The sequence below is a fragment of the Agrobacterium sp. rho-8.1 genome (assembly GCF_033957725.1).
GTDB lineage: Bacteria > Pseudomonadota > Alphaproteobacteria > Rhizobiales > Rhizobiaceae > Agrobacterium.
Map to the genome: position 1 here is coordinate 1,548,087 of NZ_CP192788.1, position 16,906 is coordinate 1,564,992.

Here is a 16,906-nt window from a genome sequence, read left to right on the forward strand (position 1 = left end):
CTGCAAATATGTCAAGCCATGAGCCCAACCCACAAGAACACTCGGGTCTAGTGGCGCGCACATTCAATCTCAGACCCATCAACTGAAAGCCTCCCCAGCAGCGTGACTGCAGAGGAGGCGATAGTTTCAAAAGCGAGGATGCCAAGGGGGTATCAGAGGCTTGCCCAACAACGGCTTGTTGACAGGCAGACCAATGTCACGCCGCAGGTGGTCCGATAGATGCGAGACATGCAGTCTGGCATGCCTATGCTGCCAGGCAACGAAAACCATGGCTTTGACTGTCGTCCAGACACCAAAATGCAGGAAGAGATCGTCAACAGCTTTCGAAACTTCGTTTACACGTATAGATTGTTCATTGGGCATAGGAAATCCGTCCTGGCGCAATCGAGCGGCCAGGTCCTTTCGTGATGGAAAAGACGTGCAGAACGAACGACGTGCAGATATGCAACGACACGATCGCTTTGCTACGAGTTTAGTTTGAGAAATGCCTACGGGCAGAGAAAGGGCCGGTTAAACGGACCTTATCGGTAAGATGGCGTCATAATTCCGGTCAGGACCGGTGCCATCGAACGTGCTACGCCAGAAAGACGATGATGCATAAATGTATTCATTAGACGCCTCCTGTTGTTTGAGTTGCGAGCTTGATTTTTGTGACACAGCTTTTTGGGCAATTCAAGAGGTTCAATCGCGAATTGCAATCGATTAAACACAAAGATGCAAATATACAACAGTCACGATGTCGGAGCAGCGACCTTGAGTCCAAAACCCTGCATCAGGCGTCGGGTTGTGAAGTCGGGCTGGCCGGATGTAAAAATCGCTGTATCAAAGCCTTCGGGATGCTCGGCACCTTGCACCAGTTCGACCTTACGCCGCGCTTGACGGGCAATCGCCTCTGCCGGATCCAGCCAGTCGACCGGCCAAGGGGCAAGGCGGCGAAAGACGTTGGCCATGAAGGGATAATGCGTACAGGCCAGCACCACGATATCGGTACGCCTGCCCTCTTCCTCGATGAAGCACGGTGAAATCTCCGCCAGAACCGCGTCGTCTGAAACAGGCTCTCCCCTGATCCAGGCTTCGGCCATGCGGGCAAGATTTTCAGATCCCACCAGACGCACATGGCACTGCGAGGCAAAAGACTGGATGAGATCGCGCGTATAGGCACGCTTGACGGTACCGGGCGTGGCCAGCACGGAAACAAGCCCAGATCGGGTGCGCTCCGCCGCTGGCTTTATGGCTGGCACTGTGCCGACGAATGTCATCTCAGGAAACGTCGCGCGCAAAGCGGCGCCCGCCAGCGTGAAAGCGGTGTTGCAGGCGACAATGCAGATTTCCGGTTGATGCGTACCGATCAAGGTCCCAAACAGCGAAAGAAGCCGCTCGGTCAGCGCATCCTCTTCCCATCCGCCATAGGGAAAACCGGCGTCGTCAGCGACATAGACGAAGCTACGCTCAGGCATCAGCACCCGGGCCTCTCGCAAAACGGTCAGGCCCCCGATGCCGCTATCGAAAACCAGCACCGGCTTGAGCGCCGTCGTTACGCTATCAGGCGTTATCGCCGTCATCTTGTGCATTGCTCCTATCGGCATAAGGACCGTTGCTGCCGCGTGGTGTCTGGCGGCCATATTTGTCGAACGTGCCGAACACACCGCGCAACACGTTGATTTCCTGGGACGTCAGCGCACGGCGCGATATGACGGCGCGCAGATTTTCGATCATGCGTTGCCGCTTGCCTTCAGGGCGAAAATACCCGCGCGCATCCAGCGCTTCTTCCATCTGCTCGAAGAGGCCATAAAGCTGCTCCTTCGTCGCCTGCTGCTGCTCCAGAGGTTCGAACAGCGTCTGGCTCAAATCCTCCATGCCGGACTTCATCCACTCATAGGACATCAGCAACACGGCCTGCGCAATGTTGAGCGAGGCAAATGCCGGATTGACCGGAAAGGTTACGATCTCATCGGCCAGCGCAACTTCCTCATTGGTCAGGCCCCAGCGCTCACGACCGAACAGAATGCCGGTTTTCTCACCGGACGTGAATTTCGTCCGCAAGGTTTCGGCCGCAACCACGGGCGCGCGCACCGGCTTGAATCCGTAACGCTCGCGCGCCGTCGTCGCATAGGTGAATTGCAGGTCGGCCGTCGCTTCCTCGATGGTCGCGAACACCTGCGTTCTATCGATCACGTGATCGGCCTTGGATGCCGCCGCGCGGGCCTTCTCGCTCGGCCAGCCATCGCGCGGATTGACGAGGCGCAATTCGGCCAAGCCGAAATTGGCCATGGCACGTGCCACCATGCCGATGTTTTCGCCCAGCTGGGGTTCCACGAGAATGATCGCCGGACCTTCTGCCAGAAGCTCGAGCTCGCTGTTTGTGCCTGCCATGGTCGCCTTCCAATATTTCGGCGTTTCACTGGCACAGTTTTTCGGACAAATCAAAGGCAGCGCCAGCCAAATGCCGCTTATTCGCCCTTGATGATGTTCGTCATCTCCTGAAGCAGGGAATCGCGGCCCTCGTCGCCGACCCGGTGGATGTCGTTGATCACAGGCTTGCCGTCTTCTTCGATCACGTCGAAATTGACCTGATCGATCGTTGCCTTCATTTCGGCCTCATCCATGCAAGCCCACAGCTTGAACGTCACGGTGACATCCGTCATGCCGTCCTTTCCAGGTGCCGGTGTGATGTTCACGTCCTGCAATGGACAGCCATCCTGGGAATTGGTCACCACGTCGTAGCCGAAGGGATCGCCCTTGTCGCCGCTCTCGACTTCCGACGCTGGCTTCTTGGACGCTTCCCGGTATTGCGCTACGAATGCCTTGCTGAACAGCGTCGTCAGCAAATCCTCGTCAAAGATGTACTTCCAGTCATCCGCCTCGCCCGACCAGTTCTTGACGGTGATGTCCATCACCTTTTTGACCGGCTCCGTCGGGTCTGCCGCAAAGGCGTGGGTCGCAACGAGAAGGGCGGCAGTGGCGAGCAGAAGTTTCCGCATAATCATGTCCTGGAATAAGGCTTACACGACGTAAGCGATTCGCCAGACTTTAATTCGCCAATGGGTTTTGGCAACGCGTTTCAGGTTGTTTTAGAACCAAAAAAACATGTGCATGGCTTTGCCTTCGCCGCACACGATGCTATAGCCCCACGGGATATTTTTTGCATATAGCGCCCTCCCGGCGCAATCGTTCTCGAAGGTGAGGAATTCATGACAAAGATCAAGGTAGCCAATCCGGTCGTCGATCTCGACGGCGACGAAATGACCCGTATCATCTGGCAGCTCATCAAGGACAAGCTGATCCTGCCATACCTCGATCTCGATATCGAATATTACGATCTTTCCGTTGAAAACCGCGATGCTACCAACGACCAGGTAACGGTCGATGCGGCCCACGCCATCAAGAAGCACGGCGTCGGCATCAAGTGCGCGACGATCACGCCAGACGAAGATCGCGTCAAGGAATTCAACCTCAAGCAGATGTGGAAGAGCCCGAACGGCACGATCCGCAACATTCTCGGCGGCGTTATTTTCCGCGAGCCGATCATCTGCAAGAACGTTCCGCGCCTCGTTCCAGGCTGGACAAAGCCCATCGTCGTTGGTCGTCACGCTTTTGGTGATCAGTACAAGGCAACCGACTTCAAGTTCCCCGGCAAGGGTAAGCTGACTATCAAGTTCGTCGGTGAAGACGGACAGGTCATCGAGAAGGACGTGTTCGACGCTCCCGGCGCTGGCGTCGCTATGGCCATGTACAACCTGGATGAGTCGATCCGCGAATTCGCCCGCGCATCCATGAACTACGGCCTGATGCGCAAATGGCCGGTCTACCTGTCCACGAAAAACACCATCCTCAAGGCCTATGACGGCCGCTTCAAGGATATCTTCGAGGAAATCTATCAGGCCGAATTCAAGGCGAAGTTCGCAGAAGTCGGCATCACCTATGAGCACCGCCTGATCGACGACATGGTCGCATCCGCTCTCAAGTGGTCCGGCGGTTACGTCTGGGCGTGCAAGAACTACGACGGCGACGTCCAGTCCGATACCGTGGCGCAGGGCTTCGGCTCGCTCGGCCTGATGACATCGGTTCTTTTGTCGCCGGATGGTCGCACGGTTGAAGCCGAAGCTGCGCACGGCACGGTGACGCGTCACTACCGCCAGCACCAGAAGGGTCAGGAAACCTCGACCAACTCCATCGCATCGATCTTTGCCTGGAGCCGTGGCCTTGCCCACCGCGCCAAGCTGGACGACAACGCGGAGCTGGCGAAATTTGCAGCCACGCTCGAGACCGTTTGTGTCGACACAGTCGAAGCCGGTTACATGACCAAGGATCTGGCGCTGCTCATCGGCCCTGACCAGCCTTGGCTTTCGACGACTGCCTTCCTCGACAAGATCGACGAGAACCTTAAAGTGGCCATGGCTGCCTGATCGACAGCCCTCACCCCTGACGAAGAAAACCCGGCCCTCGCGCCGGGTTTTCTTTTGCGCACCGGCAATATCTTGATTCCGTCGCACGGCGGGCGCAAAACGCATTGTGAGGAAAATTTCGCTAGCGAGAGAGAAGCCGACCATGAGTGAACTGATATTCTACACCAACCCCATGTCTCGCGGCCGTATCATCCGCTGGATGCTGGAGGAAGTCGGCGCGCCCTATCACACCGAATATCTGAGCTATGGCGGCGAGATGAAGTCAGCAGCCTACAAGGCGATTAACCCCATGGGCAAGGTACCGGCCATCAGGCATGGTGACACGATCGTGACCGAATGCGCGGCCATCTGCACTTATCTGGCAGACGCCTTTCCGCAAGCGAACCTCGCACCACCAACGACGGACCGCGGCAACTATTATCGCTGGTTATTCTTCGCAGCAGGCCCGCTTGAAATGAGCTCGACCACCAAAGCCATGGGTTTTGAAATCACCGCTGACAAAGAGCGTATGGCAGGCTTCGGCGCACATCGCGATGTGCTGGATACGCTGGAATATGCCCTGAGCGCAAACCGCTTCATTGCAGGCGATCAGTTTACAGCTGCCGATGTCTATGTCGGATCACAGATCATCTGGGGTCTGCAATTCGGGAGCCTAGAGAGACGCGGACGTTTTATGGAATATCTCAAAGATCTCCACGAGCGTCCAGCCTATCAGCGTGCAACGAAAATAGATACGGACGCGGCAAAGGCTCATCGCGCCGCCATATAGAGCACCACGATCTGAGAGGACCGGGCTGCACCAGCACCCCTCTCATACATCCCGGCGAAGTGGGCAAGAGCCTACCTCATATTTGAAGGATCAGCCCGCCAGCGCCGCAGCGACAGCATCGATTGCTTCGCTGGCCTTTGCGCCATCCGGGCCACCAGCCTGCGCCATATCAGGTCGACCACCGCCGCCCTTACCGCCCAAAGCAGCAGATGCGGCGCGCACGAGATCGACGGCACTGAAGCGCGACGTCAGGTCCTCGGTCACGGCAGCAACAGCGCTGGCCTTGCCATCGTCAGACACGGCGATCAGCAACACCACGCCGGAACCCAAACCTGTCTTGGCTTCATCGGCCAGGCTTTTGAGGTCCTTCGCATCGATACCCGACAACGACTTCGCAAGAAACTTCACGCCGCCGATGTCTTTCACATCGCCAGCAGAGCCTTCAGCCGAACCGCCCCCCATGGCCAGCTTGCGGCGCGCCTCGGCCAGCTCACGTTCCAGCTTCTTACGCTCATCCATCAGGCTTTCGACGCGGGTCAGGACCTCGGCAGGTTGAACCTTCAGCGATGACGCCAGCGCTTTGACCCGTTCATCCTGTTCGGCCAGATAGGCCAGAGCCCCGGCGCCAGTAACCGCTTCGATGCGGCGCACGCCTGCACTCACAGCGCTATCGCCCAGAACGCGCACGAGACCAATCTGGCCGGTGGCCGCAACATGCGTGCCCCCGCAAAGCTCGACGGAGTAAGGACGGTTTGCCTTCGCACCATGAAGGCCCGTGCCCATGGATACAACACGAACTTCATCGCCATATTTCTCGCCAAACAGAGCCATCGCACCCTTGGCAATCGCATCGTCGACGCTCATCAGACGTGTTACGACGGGCGAGTTCTGGAGGATGATCTCGTTTGCCATCTCCTCGACGATCTTCAACTCCTCTGATGACATAGGCTTTGGATGAGACACGTCGAAGCGAAGGCGTTCCGGTGCAACCAGAGACCCCTTCTGGGCGACATGCGTGCCAAGAACTTCGCGGAGCGCTTCGTGCAACAGATGCGTTGCGGAATGGTTGGCGCGCAGGCGCGACCGGCGATCATGATCGACGGTCAGTTCAACCTCGTCGCCGACCTTCAGGCCACCCTTTGCCACTGTGCCGATATGCGCAAACAGGCCTTCGCCCTTCTTGTGCGTATCGGTCACCGTGAAGGTTCCCTCGTCGGAGGAAATAATGCCGGTATCGCCCATCTGGCCACCGGACTCACCATAGAACGGCGTCTGATTGGCGACAATCTGGACGGTCTCGCCCTCGGTAGCACTTTCCACCGCCTTGCCATCCTTGACAATGGCCAAAACGACGCCCTCTGCGGTCTCCGTATCGTAGCCGAGAAACTCTGTCGCGCCGTGCTTTTCCTTAAGCTCGAACCACACGGTCTCTGTCGCCTTGTCGCCGGAGCCCGCCCAGTGCGAGCGAGCCTCGGCCTTCTGCCGCTCCATAGCCTCGGTGAAGCCTGAGACATCGACGCCGATTTCCCGGGCGCGCAGCGCGTCTTGCGTCAAATCGAGTGGGAATCCATAGGTGTCGTGAAGTTTGAAGGCGGTTTCGCCATCCAGCATATCGCCCTTGTGGAGGGTAGATGTTGCATCGGAAAGCAGCGTCAGGCCACGGGCCAGCGTCTTGCGAAAACGGGTTTCTTCCAGCTTCAGCGTCTCGGAAATCAGCGCTTCGGCGCGCACCAGTTCGGGATAGGCGCGGCCCATCTGCTGAATGAGGGCGGGCAGCAACTTCCAGATCAACGGCTCGCGCGAACCCAACAATTCGGCGTGGCGCATGGCACGGCGCATGATGCGACGCAGAACGTAGCCGCGACCTTCGTTGGACGGCAGCACGCCATCGGCAATCAGGAAGGCCGTGGAGCGCAGATGGTCGGCGATGATGCGATGGCTTGCGCGGTTTTCACCTTCGGCTGGAACGCCGGTCGCTTCGACGGAGGCGGAAATCAGCGCACGGAACAGGTCGGTGTCGTAATTGTCGTGCTTGCCCTGAAGAAGCGCCGAAATACGCTCGAGCCCCATGCCGGTATCGATGGATGGACGTGGCAGGTCGATGCGTTGATCCTTCGTCACCTGCTCATACTGCATGAAGACGAGGTTCCAGATTTCGATGAACCGGTCGCCGTCTTCATCGGCGGAGCCTGGAGGACCGCCCCAGATGTGATCGCCGTGGTCATAAAAGATTTCCGAACACGGACCGCAAGGGCCGGTATCGCCCATCGCCCAGAAATTGTCGCTCGTTGGGATGCGAATGATGCGATCGTCGGAGAAGCCCGCAATCTTCTTCCACAGGTTAAAGGCTTCGTCGTCGGTATGATAGACGGTGACCAGCAGACGGTTCTTATCGATACCGAACTCTTTGGTGATCAGGTTCCACGCATGAGTGATCGCCTCTTCTTTAAAGTAATCACCAAAGGAGAAGTTGCCCAGCATTTCGAAGAAGGTGTGGTGACGGGCGGTATAGCCGACATTGTCGAGGTCGTTATGCTTGCCACCGGCACGCACGCATTTCTGCGACGACGCCGCCGTCGAATACGGGCGGCTCTCAAGACCTGTAAAAACATTCTTGAACTGCACCATACCGGCATTGGTAAACATCAGCGTCGGGTCGTTGCGCGGAACGAGCGGGCTGGATGGCACGATCTCGTGGCCGTTCTTCTTGAAGTAGTCGAGGAAGGTCGACCGGATCTCGTTTACACCGCTCATAAGAAGTCCTTCATTTCCACGCGATCACGCTGCCATAGCATAAAAAACACTGGCTTTTATCGTTCACCACCCTGCCTGTCCAGCCAAAGAGGGTAAGCTAACAGCACAAATAAAGGCCGCGCGATACGATCGCACGGCCTTTGATGTTCAAACGTTCAAATATTGCCTCACCCTAAGCTTTGCAAAGCCGGATCAAGCGTCAGGATCGACGCCATCGGCGTCCGCTTCAGGTCCACCATTCTGGAGGAACTTCTCAGCGATCAAGCCAGCATTCTGGCGCAATGCCAATTCGATTTCCTCGGCAACAGCAGGGTTTTCCTTGAGGAACGTTTTCGCGTTCTCTCGGCCCTGCCCCAGACGTTGGCTCTTGTAGGAGAACCATGCACCCGCCTTTTCGACGAGACCAGCCTTCACGCCCAGATCCACCAACTCACCGGTCTTGGAAACGCCTTCGCCATACATGATGTCAAATTCGACCTGCTTGAAGGGAGGTGCCATCTTGTTCTTGACGACCTTGACGCGCGTCTGGTTACCCACGACCTCTTCACGGTCCTTGACTGCGCCAATGCGGCGAATATCAAGGCGAACCGATGCGTAGAACTTCAGCGCGTTACCGCCTGTCGTCACTTCCGGCGAACCATAGGAAATGCCGATCTTCATACGGATCTGGTTGATGAAGATGACCATCGTCTTCGACTTGGAAATGGACGCCGTCAGCTTGCGCAGCGCCTGGCTCATCAATCGAGCCTGAAGACCGGGAAGGCTGTCGCCCATCTCCCCTTCGATTTCCGCACGCGGCGTCAATGCTGCAACGGAATCGATGACGAGAACATCGACGGCACCGGAACGCACCAGCGTGTCGGTGATTTCAAGCGCCTGCTCGCCTGTATCCGGCTGCGAGATCAGCAAATTATGAAGATCAACGCCAAGCTTACGGGCATAGACTGGGTCAAGCGCATGCTCGGCATCCACAAAGGCGCAAATGCCGCCTTTTTTCTGCGCTTCCGCAATCGTCTGCAAAGCGAGCGTTGTCTTGCCGGAGCTTTCCGGTCCATAAATTTCAATGATGCGGCCCTTGGGCAAACCGCCAATGCCGAGCGCGACATCGAGGCTGAGCGACCCTGTAGAAACGGTCTCGACCTCGACGATACTCTCATTGGAACCGAGCTTCATGATCGATCCCTTGCCGAACGAACGTTCGATCTGGGAAAGCGCTGCTTCCAGTGCCTTGCTTTTATCCACTGCTTTGTCCTCTACAAGACGCAAAGAATTTTGTGCCATCTGGAACCACCTTTAGGTTATTGAAGCCGCACAGGCAATGAAGCTCTCTATGACGGTTTTGTACTTTATTTGTTCTCATTTCACAAGGAGCCATCATCATATTGAAAACAAATATGGATAAGTCCTTTGTTCTACGTTTGTTTTTCTTTTTGCCTGTTGAAGAAAATGGCTGATACGATCGTGTTTTCAACATGGAAAATGCACGAATCGGAAGGCCAGTGACCGATCCGCAGAGGAAGTTGATGTGAAGAAAATACTCGTTCTGGGCGGCGCCCACATAGACCGGCGAGGCATGATAGAAGCCGAGACCATAGCGGGTGCCAGCAATCCCGGCGCATGGATGGAAGAGGCGGGCGGCGGCGGGTTCAACGCGGCTCGCAACCTCTCCCGTCTCGGTTTAAAGGTCAGGATCATCGCCCCGCGCGGTGGCGATGCCAATGGTGAAACCGTATCGGCTGCAGCACGCGATGCGGGCGTTGAAGACACGCCGTTTACATTTCTGGACCGCCGCACGCCGAGTTACACCGCCATTCTGGAGCGTGACGGTAATCTCGTGATCGCCATCGCGGATATGGACCTCTACAGGCTGTTTACGCCGCGTCGCCTGCGGGTGCGGGCGGTTCGAGACGCGATCATGGCGACAGACGTCATCCTGTGTGATGCCAACCTGCCCCAAGATACGTTGCAGGCCATCGGTATTGCCGCGCGTGCCTGTGAAAAGCCTCTGGCCGCCATCGCCATATCGCCTGCCAAGGTCGTAAGACTAAAAGCTGCTTTGCCGGATATCGACATGCTCTTCATGAACGAGGCGGAGGCAAAGGCGCTGACCGGGCAGAGCGTGGGAGACGTGCGGGAGTGGCCGCAGCACCTGAAAGCCATCGGCCTTCGCGGCGGCGTCATTACCAGCGGTGCACGCCAAGTCGTTGCTTTCTCAGAACGGGAAACCGCCCTCCTCCATCCGCCTTTGATCGAAGCGGTGCGCGATGTGACGGGTGCTGGCGATGCCATAGCGTCTGGTTATCTGGCAGCTGTCACCAATGGCCACCCTCCATCGAAAGCGTTGCGCTGGGGCGCTGCGGCTGCGGCCATCACCGTCCAGTCCGCGAGCGCCACAGCCGAAGAATTGAACGACCAAAATCTGCGCGCAATGCTGCACCTTGTGCCAGCAGCGGAAATGTTGTGAAGAGACCTTTGAAATAGATCGGAAGAACCAATGACAAAATCCACGCCCCCGCTTTTGCCCATCGCCTATTCGACTGAGGTCGCCGCCGCCAAGCAGCGCGGCGCGCCCATCGTTGCGCTCGAATCCACCATCATCACCCACGGCATGCCCTACCCCGGCAATATCCAGATGGCGGAAAGCGTCGAGCAGATTATCCGCGATCAAGGTGCAATTCCCGCGACCATCGCCGTCATCCACGGCACCTTGCATATCGGACTTGAAAAGCACGAACTCGAGGCACTAGCGCAAACGACCGATGCGATGAAGGTCTCGCGCGCCGATATCGCCTTTGCTATCGCTGAACGCCGCACGGGGGCGACCACGGTTGCCGCCACGATGATTGCGGCAGAGCATGCCGGTATCAAGGTCTTTGCGACGGGCGGCATCGGCGGCGTCCATCGCGGCGCGGAGACAAGCTTCGATATTTCCGCAGATCTCACCGAACTTGCCAGAACCGCTGTCATCGTTGTTTGCGCAGGCGCCAAAGCCATTCTCGACGTGCCGAAGACACTCGAAGTGCTGGAAACCAACGGTGTCCCTGTCGTCACCTTCGGATCGACGGAGTTTCCGGCATTCTGGTCACGCGCATCTGGCCTGAAAAGCCCGCTGTCTCTTAACAGCCCGGCTGCGATTGCCAACTTCCAGTCCACGCGAGAGCAGCTGGGTATTGATGGCGGCATGCTGATTGCCAATCCCGTTCCGGAAGAGGACGAGATTTCCAGTGAAGAGATGGAAATCTACATCACACGCGCCCTGTCTCACGCAGAGGAAGATGAGATTGCAGGTAAGGCCGTGACGCCTTATCTCCTGTCGAAAATCTTCGACATCACCGAGGGCCGCAGCCTGGAAACGAATATCGCGCTGGTGCGCAACAACGCCCGCCTAGCTGCAGAGATCGCCGTCGCGCTCGCCTGAGATTCCAAGAGTGCTAAAAAAGCCCGGAAACCTATCGGTTTCCGGGCTTTTTATTGGCGTGAGCCGATCAGTTCTGAGCGACAGGCTTTACGAGCGACGTAATACGACGGATCGTTACGCGACGGTTTTCCTGCGAAGGACCGAGCGTCTGGACCTTCAGGAAGCGTTCGCCGTAACCCTGAGTCGTCAGGTTTTCCGGCGGAATGCCATAAACATCCGTCATCACATTGGCGACGGATGCAGCGCGCTCGTCGGAAAGAACAAGGTTGCTCTCGTCGTTGCCCACTGCGTCGGTATGACCTTCGATCAGGAAGGTTTCCGCAGGGTTGTTCTTCAGAACCTTGCCGATAGCATCTGCCACCTTGCGAAGCGATTGCGCCTGGCTCATCGGAATTTCCGCACTACCGGTCGCAAAGGTGATCGTGTCGAGATCGATACGGCGAACCTTGTCACGGATACGCGCGGAGTAGCGGACTTCATCCATCGTGTAGACACGTTCGACGGGTTCGACCGGCGGCTGTTCGAGGAAGCGGTAATAGTCGCGGTCCGGCTCGCTGGAGGTGTCGATGATGTAGTCGTCGACCGGAATACGCAGGCGCATCGGCGGCAGGTCGAGGCCCGGGTCGCGATAGACATATTCGCGGTCTGGCTGGTCGACGAGTTCCGGTGCGTAGAACAGCACATATTCACGACCGCGGCTATCGATGCGCGAACGCTGGATGACGTCGCCATAGCGGTTGCGCACGGTCACGACCTGCGTGCCATCTGCACGTTCCACCGTTTCGCGGTAACGATCGTCCGGCAGGCGTTCGTAATACGGCTTGGCACCATCACGAATGAAGCGGTCGTTATCATTGCCGCGAACGACGACACGGTCACCGTACTGCATAAAGACGCGGTCGCCCATGTCGCGATCCCTTGGTCCACCGCGGGGCATGTCACGCGGCTGCCATTCACGCACACCATCCGGGCGATCGTAGTCAGGGCGTTCGTTGATCCGCTCGCCTTGAATATTGGTGATGGCCTGGATGTTGATCTGCGGCGCTGGGTTGCTGCCACGCGCAACGGACTGTGCTTCCGCATCCGATGTCGGCACCTTGTAGTCCTGGACGGCTTCACGTTCCTGACGACGCTGGTTGCGTGACTGCTGGTTGCCGGAACGTTCGGCTTCCTTGTCGCTATCGAGAACAGCTGCACCCTTATCGACCGGCAGAATAACGGTATCGGCAGACTTGGATGGGTCCTTGGCAACCGCGCGGGCCTTATCCAGCTCCTGCTTCGTGGAGGGGGGAGCCTCCTGCTGCGGTGTCACGATCTGCTGCGGTACGGGTTCTGCAGCCGGGGCCTGTCCTGTGGCTGCGCCATTTTCGAGTTTCGGTGCGGCATCGGGCAGTGGCGGCTGTTCACCTGCTGCGCCACGTGGCGGGCGGGGCTGCTCGGATGGCTGCTGGCCAGGTGCAGGATTTGGCTGTTCGGCAGGCTTTGGCGAACGGCTCGGTGTCGTCGGCTCGGTTGGAACCGGTGCAGCCTTGGCGTCGGGCTCAGGTGCTGCTGGCTTTTTGCCGGGAACAGCTGGCTTTTCAGGATTTGCTTCTCCTGCAGCGGGCGCTGGTTCCTGGGCCGCACGCGGACGCTCACCCTCTGGGCGCGGCTTCGGCTCACCCTCTGAGGCTGGCTTTTGCTCGCCCTGCTGACGACGCGGACGTTCCTGCTGCTGCTCGGGCTGAGCCTGCGCTGGCGCTGCGTCCTGCTGAGCATCGCGACGCGGACGCTCTGGGCGAGCCTCGCCTTCGGTCGCTGGCTGCTGTGCCCGGGGCTGCTGTTCAGGAGTAGCCTCTGCGGGGGCGGCATCGGGTTTCGCCTCACGGCGCGCGGGCCGCTCCTTTTCTTTTTGAGGTTCGCCAGCGCTTTCCGGTGCTGCTTCACGGCGCGGAGCTGGCGCCTCTTCTTTGCTTTGCTGGGGTGCTTCTTCCGCAGGCTTTTCAGCCTTGGGTTCCTCACCACGCGGCTTTTCAGCTTTCGGCTCTTCGGGTTGCTGTTCCTGCTGACGCTTCTTTAAAAGCTCTTCCGCAGAAGGTTCCGCCTGGGCCAAAAGCACGGGTGCGGTATTTGCTCTGGTCACGGCGGGTGGAGACATGAATTGGGCCGCGCCGCCGGATGCGGCGAGTGCGGGTTCCGCCGCAATCGCAAACGACATAAGGGGGAAAACCACTCCAGTTAGCAGCTTGTTTTTCTTGAGCATCATAGTTCCTCGCCTAAAAATAGTCTTGTACCGCTTGTCCCACGGCATTTTTGCAAAATGCTTCTGCACATACAGGCGGTGAACAACGCGCGGATGACAGTGTAGTTCCGATGATGAAGGAGCGGGTGTGTACCGGAAATGAACAGATAAAGGCCTTTTCGTGAACTGTTTATGGCGTTCTGTGCAGTGCGAAACGATTAGGGTTGCATTTTTTAGGCAAGGGTAAGACTATCCGCCAAGCGCGGCCAACAGCTGTCAAGGCACGAGGGTCTCGCGACACATTTCCCGCACGGAAAAAACAAACAAACCGTGCGGCAGACACGCCGAAAGAGAGGATCTCAATGCGTATTTCCACCCGTCTGCTTGCAGCAGCATCCATCGCTGCTATCTCGCTGTTCTCCGGTGCCGCCACGGCGCAGGACAAGCTGGTCATCGGCACGGAAGGCGCCTACCCACCCTTCAACGTTCTTGAAGCAGACGGCACGCTGACCGGCTTCGACATCGATATTGCCAAGGCACTTTGCGTTGAAATGAAGACCGAGTGCACGTTCGTCACCAATGATTGGGACGGCATCATCCCGGCTTTGCAGTCGAAGAAGTTTGACGCCATCGTGGCGTCCATGTCCATCACGCCGGAACGTCTTGAGAAGGTCGACTTCTCCAAGAAATATTACAACACGCCACCAGCAATCGCCGTACCGAAGGACAGCACAGTCAAGTCGGTCGAGGACCTCAAAGGCAAGACCATTGGCGCGCAGGGCTCCACCACCCACGCCAACTACGCCGAAAAGCATCTGGCCGACTCCGAGCTGAAGCTCTATCCAACGGCTGACGAATACAAGCTCGATATCACCAATGGCCGTATCGATGGCGTGATTGACGATATCGTCGTTCTGACCGAGTGGGTCAAATCCGACGCAGGCGCTTGCTGCAAAATCCTGACGCCGATGCCGGTCGATGAAGCCATCAACGGCATGGGAGCAGGCATCGCGGTTCGCAAGGGCGATACCGCACTGGCCGACAAGTTCACGGCTGCAATTGCCGCCATTCGCGCCAACGGCGAGTACAAGAAGATCAACGACAAGTACTTCGACTTCGACGCTTACGGCAAGTAAGCGATTGTTCTGTTGAAATATCGTGGCGGAAGGCTTGCCCTTCCGCCATTTTTGTTTGAAAACGAAATCATAAAACAATACGAAGCAAGCGGCAAAGACCGCAGGGGAAATTGGCATGAGCGGAGCATTTTCCGCCGTAGGTTCGTTCTGGACCTATCTGACGTATCTCTTCGATCCTTTTTGCGGGCCGGTCGGCATCTTCTCCCTTTTTGGCAACGGCACGCTCGTCGCCTGTGGAGATACAGGCTGGGGCGATGAAATCGCATTCGGCGTCAAGATTACCATTTCGGTCGCCCTCGCGACATTGCCCGTTGGCCTCACCCTCGGCTTCCTCATTGCTCTAGCGGCCCAATCCAGAGAAAAATCGCTGAGGCTCGCCGCTGGCATCTACACCACGATTTTTCGTGGCCTGCCGGAATTGCTGACGCTCTTCATCGTCTATTACGGCATACAGATGCTGTTGCAGTCGGTTGGTGGCTATATCGGCTTCACCGGGCCCATCGAGATCAACGCTTTCGTTGCGGGCATGATTGCGCTTTCGGTGGTCTTTTCGTCTTACGCGTCGGAAGTCCTGCTATCCGCATTTCGCGCCATTCCCAAAGGACAATATGAGGCAGGCGATGCGCTGGGGCTCTCGCGCAGCCGCACCATGGTGCTCATCGTCATCCCGCAACTGGTGCGCATCGCCCTGCCAGGCATGACGAACCTTTGGATGATCTTGCTGAAGGACACGTCCTACGTCTCGATCATCGGCCTGTCCGACATTCTGAGACAGACGGGTATCGCCGCCCGAGTCAGCAAGGAAGCCTTCTTCTTCTACGGCATTGCCTGCTTGCTCTACCTCATGCTGGCGCTGATCTCATCCTTCGGCCTCGGTTTCATCGACCGCTGGTCGCGCCGTTCGGAGGCGCGCCGATGAGCCACGCCGAGCACCTCATTCCGGCGCGCCCTGCCCCGCTTGCCGTCGCCAGACCGCTAACACTCTCAAAGATCGTCGGTGTGGGCTTCACAAGCCTGTGGTTGCTTCTGGCGCTGGGTCTCGTTTACAGCCTGATCGATGATTGGGACGTGGACAAGTTCACGCGCTACGGCCCGCGCTATCTCGACGGCTTGCTGACGACCATAACGCTGGTCGGCATCTCGATCATTCTGGGCGCGCTGCTGTCGCTGCCGTTGGCGTTCGCGCGTATGTCCAGAAACCGGATCATCGGAACGCTGGCCTACACCTACGTCTATGTCTTCCGCAGCACACCACTTCTGGCGCAGCTCTTTCTCATCTATTACGGCCTTGGAAGTTTCCGACCGCAGATGGAAACAGTCGGTCTCTGGTGGTTTTTCCGCGAGGCCTGGTATTGCGGCCTCCTGTCGCTGACGCTCAACACAGCCGCTTATCAGGCAGAAATCCTGCGCGGCGCGATCCAGAGCGTTCCCAAAGGCCAGCTTGAAGGCGCCGCGTCGCTCGGCATTTCCAAGGCTGTTACGTTCTGGAAAGTGGTGCTGCCGCAAGCCCTCATCGTGGCGCTGCGCCCCTATGGCAACGAAATCATACTGATGATCAAAGGCTCGGCTGTCGTCTCCATCGTCACCGTCTACGACCTGATGGGCCAGACCCGCTACGCGTTTTCCCGCACCTTCGATTACCAGACCTATCTCTGGGCCGCGATATTCTACCTCTCCATGGTCGAAATCTTGCGCCATACCTGGGCATGGCTCGAAGCGCGCCTGACGCGACACCTGACGAGATAGCGCTGGCAGCACTCTCCAAAGATGGGTGCTAACACAATGATATTTAATACAATTTTGTGACAATCACCTGTTTCGGCAAGGTTCGGTTAACCCTGTCGTGTTCCCATGGTCTTCGATACCACATCAGGTATCGGCGACCACCAACGACGGGAGCAGATGCAATGAACAAAGACATGGAAATGATGTTGAAGGGCTATGGCGTGACCACAGCGGAAATTCTCTATCGCATGCCGGATCATCCCACCCTGTTGCAGACCTACCTTTGGCAGAACTACGATCTGGCGCCGGATTTCCCTGAAATGCAGGGCTTTCTGAAGTTCTGGAAGGAAAAGCTGGATGGTCCGCTGCACTCGGTTCGGTACGTTCACCGTCAGCTGATTTCGGCGCAGGAATGGCGGTCGTTGAAGGGTGAGTTCATCCTTCACTGATCAAACAAGGATTGCACCTGACAGCATT

The 16,906-nt window shown here is 57.6% G+C and carries 14 protein-coding genes; 8 read left to right on the forward strand and 6 right to left on the reverse strand.

What is annotated here, in order from left to right; translation table 11 throughout:
* Nucleotides 1–731: 731 nt before the first annotated feature.
* The 3 genes from murI to RMR21_RS07800 form a co-directional block, all read right to left on the reverse strand.
* On the reverse strand, nucleotides 732–1,586 hold the full coding sequence (gene murI, locus RMR21_RS07790; protein WP_498667323.1) for a glutamate racemase: 855 nt from the start codon (nucleotides 1,584–1,586) through the stop codon (nucleotides 732–734).
* Nucleotides 1,543–2,373 (reverse strand): RNA methyltransferase, encoded by an 831-nt coding sequence (locus tag RMR21_RS07795; RefSeq protein ID WP_498667324.1) that lies wholly within the window; start codon nucleotides 2,371–2,373, stop codon nucleotides 1,543–1,545. The genes murI and RMR21_RS07795 overlap by 44 nt, the downstream gene beginning before the upstream one ends.
* 77 nt (nucleotides 2,374–2,450) lie before the next feature.
* Nucleotides 2,451–2,981 carry a hypothetical protein gene (locus RMR21_RS07800; RefSeq protein ID WP_498667326.1) on the reverse strand — a complete coding sequence of 177 codons (531 nt, stop codon included), beginning with the start codon at nucleotides 2,979–2,981 and terminating at the stop codon, nucleotides 2,451–2,453.
* A 210-nt stretch (nucleotides 2,982–3,191) separates the two neighbouring features.
* Here RMR21_RS07800 and RMR21_RS07805 point away from each other — a divergent pair, with 210 nt between their 5' ends.
* Both RMR21_RS07805 and RMR21_RS07810 read left to right on the forward strand, forming a co-directional pair.
* Entirely contained in the window at nucleotides 3,192–4,406 is a 1,215-nt protein-coding gene (locus tag RMR21_RS07805) for an NADP-dependent isocitrate dehydrogenase (RefSeq protein WP_498667327.1), read from the forward strand.
* A gap of 142 nt (nucleotides 4,407–4,548) precedes the next feature.
* Complete coding sequence (locus RMR21_RS07810) at nucleotides 4,549–5,175, forward strand: glutathione S-transferase family protein (protein ID WP_498667328.1); 627 nt, start codon at nucleotides 4,549–4,551, stop codon at nucleotides 5,173–5,175.
* Between the two features lie 90 nt (nucleotides 5,176–5,265).
* Here RMR21_RS07810 and alaS read toward each other — a convergent pair whose 3' ends face one another.
* Together alaS and recA are read right to left on the reverse strand one after the other, a co-directional pair.
* Nucleotides 5,266–7,929 (reverse strand): alanine--tRNA ligase, encoded by a 2,664-nt coding sequence (alaS, locus tag RMR21_RS07815; RefSeq protein WP_498667329.1) that lies wholly within the window; start codon nucleotides 7,927–7,929, stop codon nucleotides 5,266–5,268.
* Between the two features lie 192 nt (nucleotides 7,930–8,121).
* Nucleotides 8,122–9,210: a recombinase RecA gene (gene recA, locus RMR21_RS07820; protein WP_042619314.1), complete on the reverse strand. Its 1,089-nt coding sequence runs from the start codon at nucleotides 9,208–9,210 to the stop codon at nucleotides 8,122–8,124.
* 244 nt (nucleotides 9,211–9,454) lie between these two features.
* Between recA and RMR21_RS07825 the strand changes: the two genes are divergently transcribed.
* Complete coding sequence (locus tag RMR21_RS07825; protein ID WP_498667330.1) at nucleotides 9,455–10,393, forward strand: carbohydrate kinase family protein; 939 nt, start codon at nucleotides 9,455–9,457, stop codon at nucleotides 10,391–10,393.
* Nucleotides 10,394–10,423: 30 nt separating this feature from the next.
* On the forward strand, nucleotides 10,424–11,347 hold the full coding sequence (locus RMR21_RS07830) for a pseudouridine-5'-phosphate glycosidase (protein WP_498667331.1): 924 nt from the start codon (nucleotides 10,424–10,426) through the stop codon (nucleotides 11,345–11,347).
* A gap of 67 nt (nucleotides 11,348–11,414) precedes the next feature.
* Here RMR21_RS07830 and RMR21_RS07835 read toward each other — a convergent pair whose 3' ends face one another.
* On the reverse strand, nucleotides 11,415–13,589 hold the full coding sequence (locus tag RMR21_RS07835) for an OmpA family protein (RefSeq protein WP_498670112.1): 2,175 nt from the start codon (nucleotides 13,587–13,589) through the stop codon (nucleotides 11,415–11,417).
* Nucleotides 13,590–13,930: 341 nt separating this feature from the next.
* Here RMR21_RS07835 and RMR21_RS07840 point away from each other — a divergent pair, with 341 nt between their 5' ends.
* The 4 genes from RMR21_RS07840 to RMR21_RS07855 all read left to right on the forward strand — a co-directional run bounded on the left by RMR21_RS07840 (nucleotide 13,931) and on the right by RMR21_RS07855 (nucleotide 16,878).
* A complete protein-coding gene (locus RMR21_RS07840; protein ID WP_498667332.1) occupies nucleotides 13,931–14,704 on the forward strand; it encodes an ABC transporter substrate-binding protein in 774 nt (257 codons plus the stop codon).
* 115 nt (nucleotides 14,705–14,819) lie between these two features.
* Nucleotides 14,820–15,623, forward strand: coding sequence for an ABC transporter permease (locus RMR21_RS07845; protein ID WP_498667333.1), 804 nt, complete (start codon nucleotides 14,820–14,822; stop codon nucleotides 15,621–15,623).
* A complete protein-coding gene (locus RMR21_RS07850; RefSeq protein WP_498667335.1) occupies nucleotides 15,620–16,450 on the forward strand; it encodes an ABC transporter permease in 831 nt (276 codons plus the stop codon). The genes RMR21_RS07845 and RMR21_RS07850 overlap by 4 nt, the downstream gene beginning before the upstream one ends.
* Before the next feature lie 161 nt (nucleotides 16,451–16,611).
* Nucleotides 16,612–16,878 carry an usg protein gene (locus tag RMR21_RS07855; RefSeq protein WP_045230319.1) on the forward strand — a complete coding sequence of 89 codons (267 nt, stop codon included), beginning with the start codon at nucleotides 16,612–16,614 and terminating at the stop codon, nucleotides 16,876–16,878.
* The last annotated feature ends 28 nt before the right edge of the window (nucleotides 16,879–16,906 follow it).

Bases quoted from the DNA above. Each gene is read 5' to 3' on its own strand.
- RMR21_RS07840 (WP_498667332.1), top strand. From the start codon at position 13,931: ATGCGTATTTCCACCCGTCTGCTTGCAGCAGCATCCATCGCTGCTATC.
- RMR21_RS07850 (WP_498667335.1), top strand. From the start codon at position 15,620: ATGAGCCACGCCGAGCACCTCATTCCGGCGCGCCCTGCCCCGCTTGCC.
- RMR21_RS07800 (WP_498667326.1), bottom strand. From the start codon at position 2,981: ATGCGGAAACTTCTGCTCGCCACTGCCGCCCTTCTCGTTGCGACCCAC.
- murI (WP_498667323.1), bottom strand. From the start codon at position 1,586: ATGCCGATAGGAGCAATGCACAAGATGACGGCGATAACGCCTGATAGC.
- recA (WP_042619314.1), bottom strand. From the start codon at position 9,210: ATGGCACAAAATTCTTTGCGTCTTGTAGAGGACAAAGCAGTGGATAAA.
- RMR21_RS07805 (WP_498667327.1), top strand. From the start codon at position 3,192: ATGACAAAGATCAAGGTAGCCAATCCGGTCGTCGATCTCGACGGCGAC.
- RMR21_RS07855 (WP_045230319.1), top strand. From the start codon at position 16,612: ATGAACAAAGACATGGAAATGATGTTGAAGGGCTATGGCGTGACCACA.
- RMR21_RS07795 (WP_498667324.1), bottom strand. From the start codon at position 2,373: ATGGCAGGCACAAACAGCGAGCTCGAGCTTCTGGCAGAAGGTCCGGCG.
- RMR21_RS07830 (WP_498667331.1), top strand. From the start codon at position 10,424: ATGACAAAATCCACGCCCCCGCTTTTGCCCATCGCCTATTCGACTGAG.
- RMR21_RS07845 (WP_498667333.1), top strand. From the start codon at position 14,820: ATGAGCGGAGCATTTTCCGCCGTAGGTTCGTTCTGGACCTATCTGACG.
- RMR21_RS07810 (WP_498667328.1), top strand. From the start codon at position 4,549: ATGAGTGAACTGATATTCTACACCAACCCCATGTCTCGCGGCCGTATC.
- RMR21_RS07835 (WP_498670112.1), bottom strand. From the start codon at position 13,589: ATGCTCAAGAAAAACAAGCTGCTAACTGGAGTGGTTTTCCCCCTTATG.
- alaS (WP_498667329.1), bottom strand. From the start codon at position 7,929: ATGAGCGGTGTAAACGAGATCCGGTCGACCTTCCTCGACTACTTCAAG.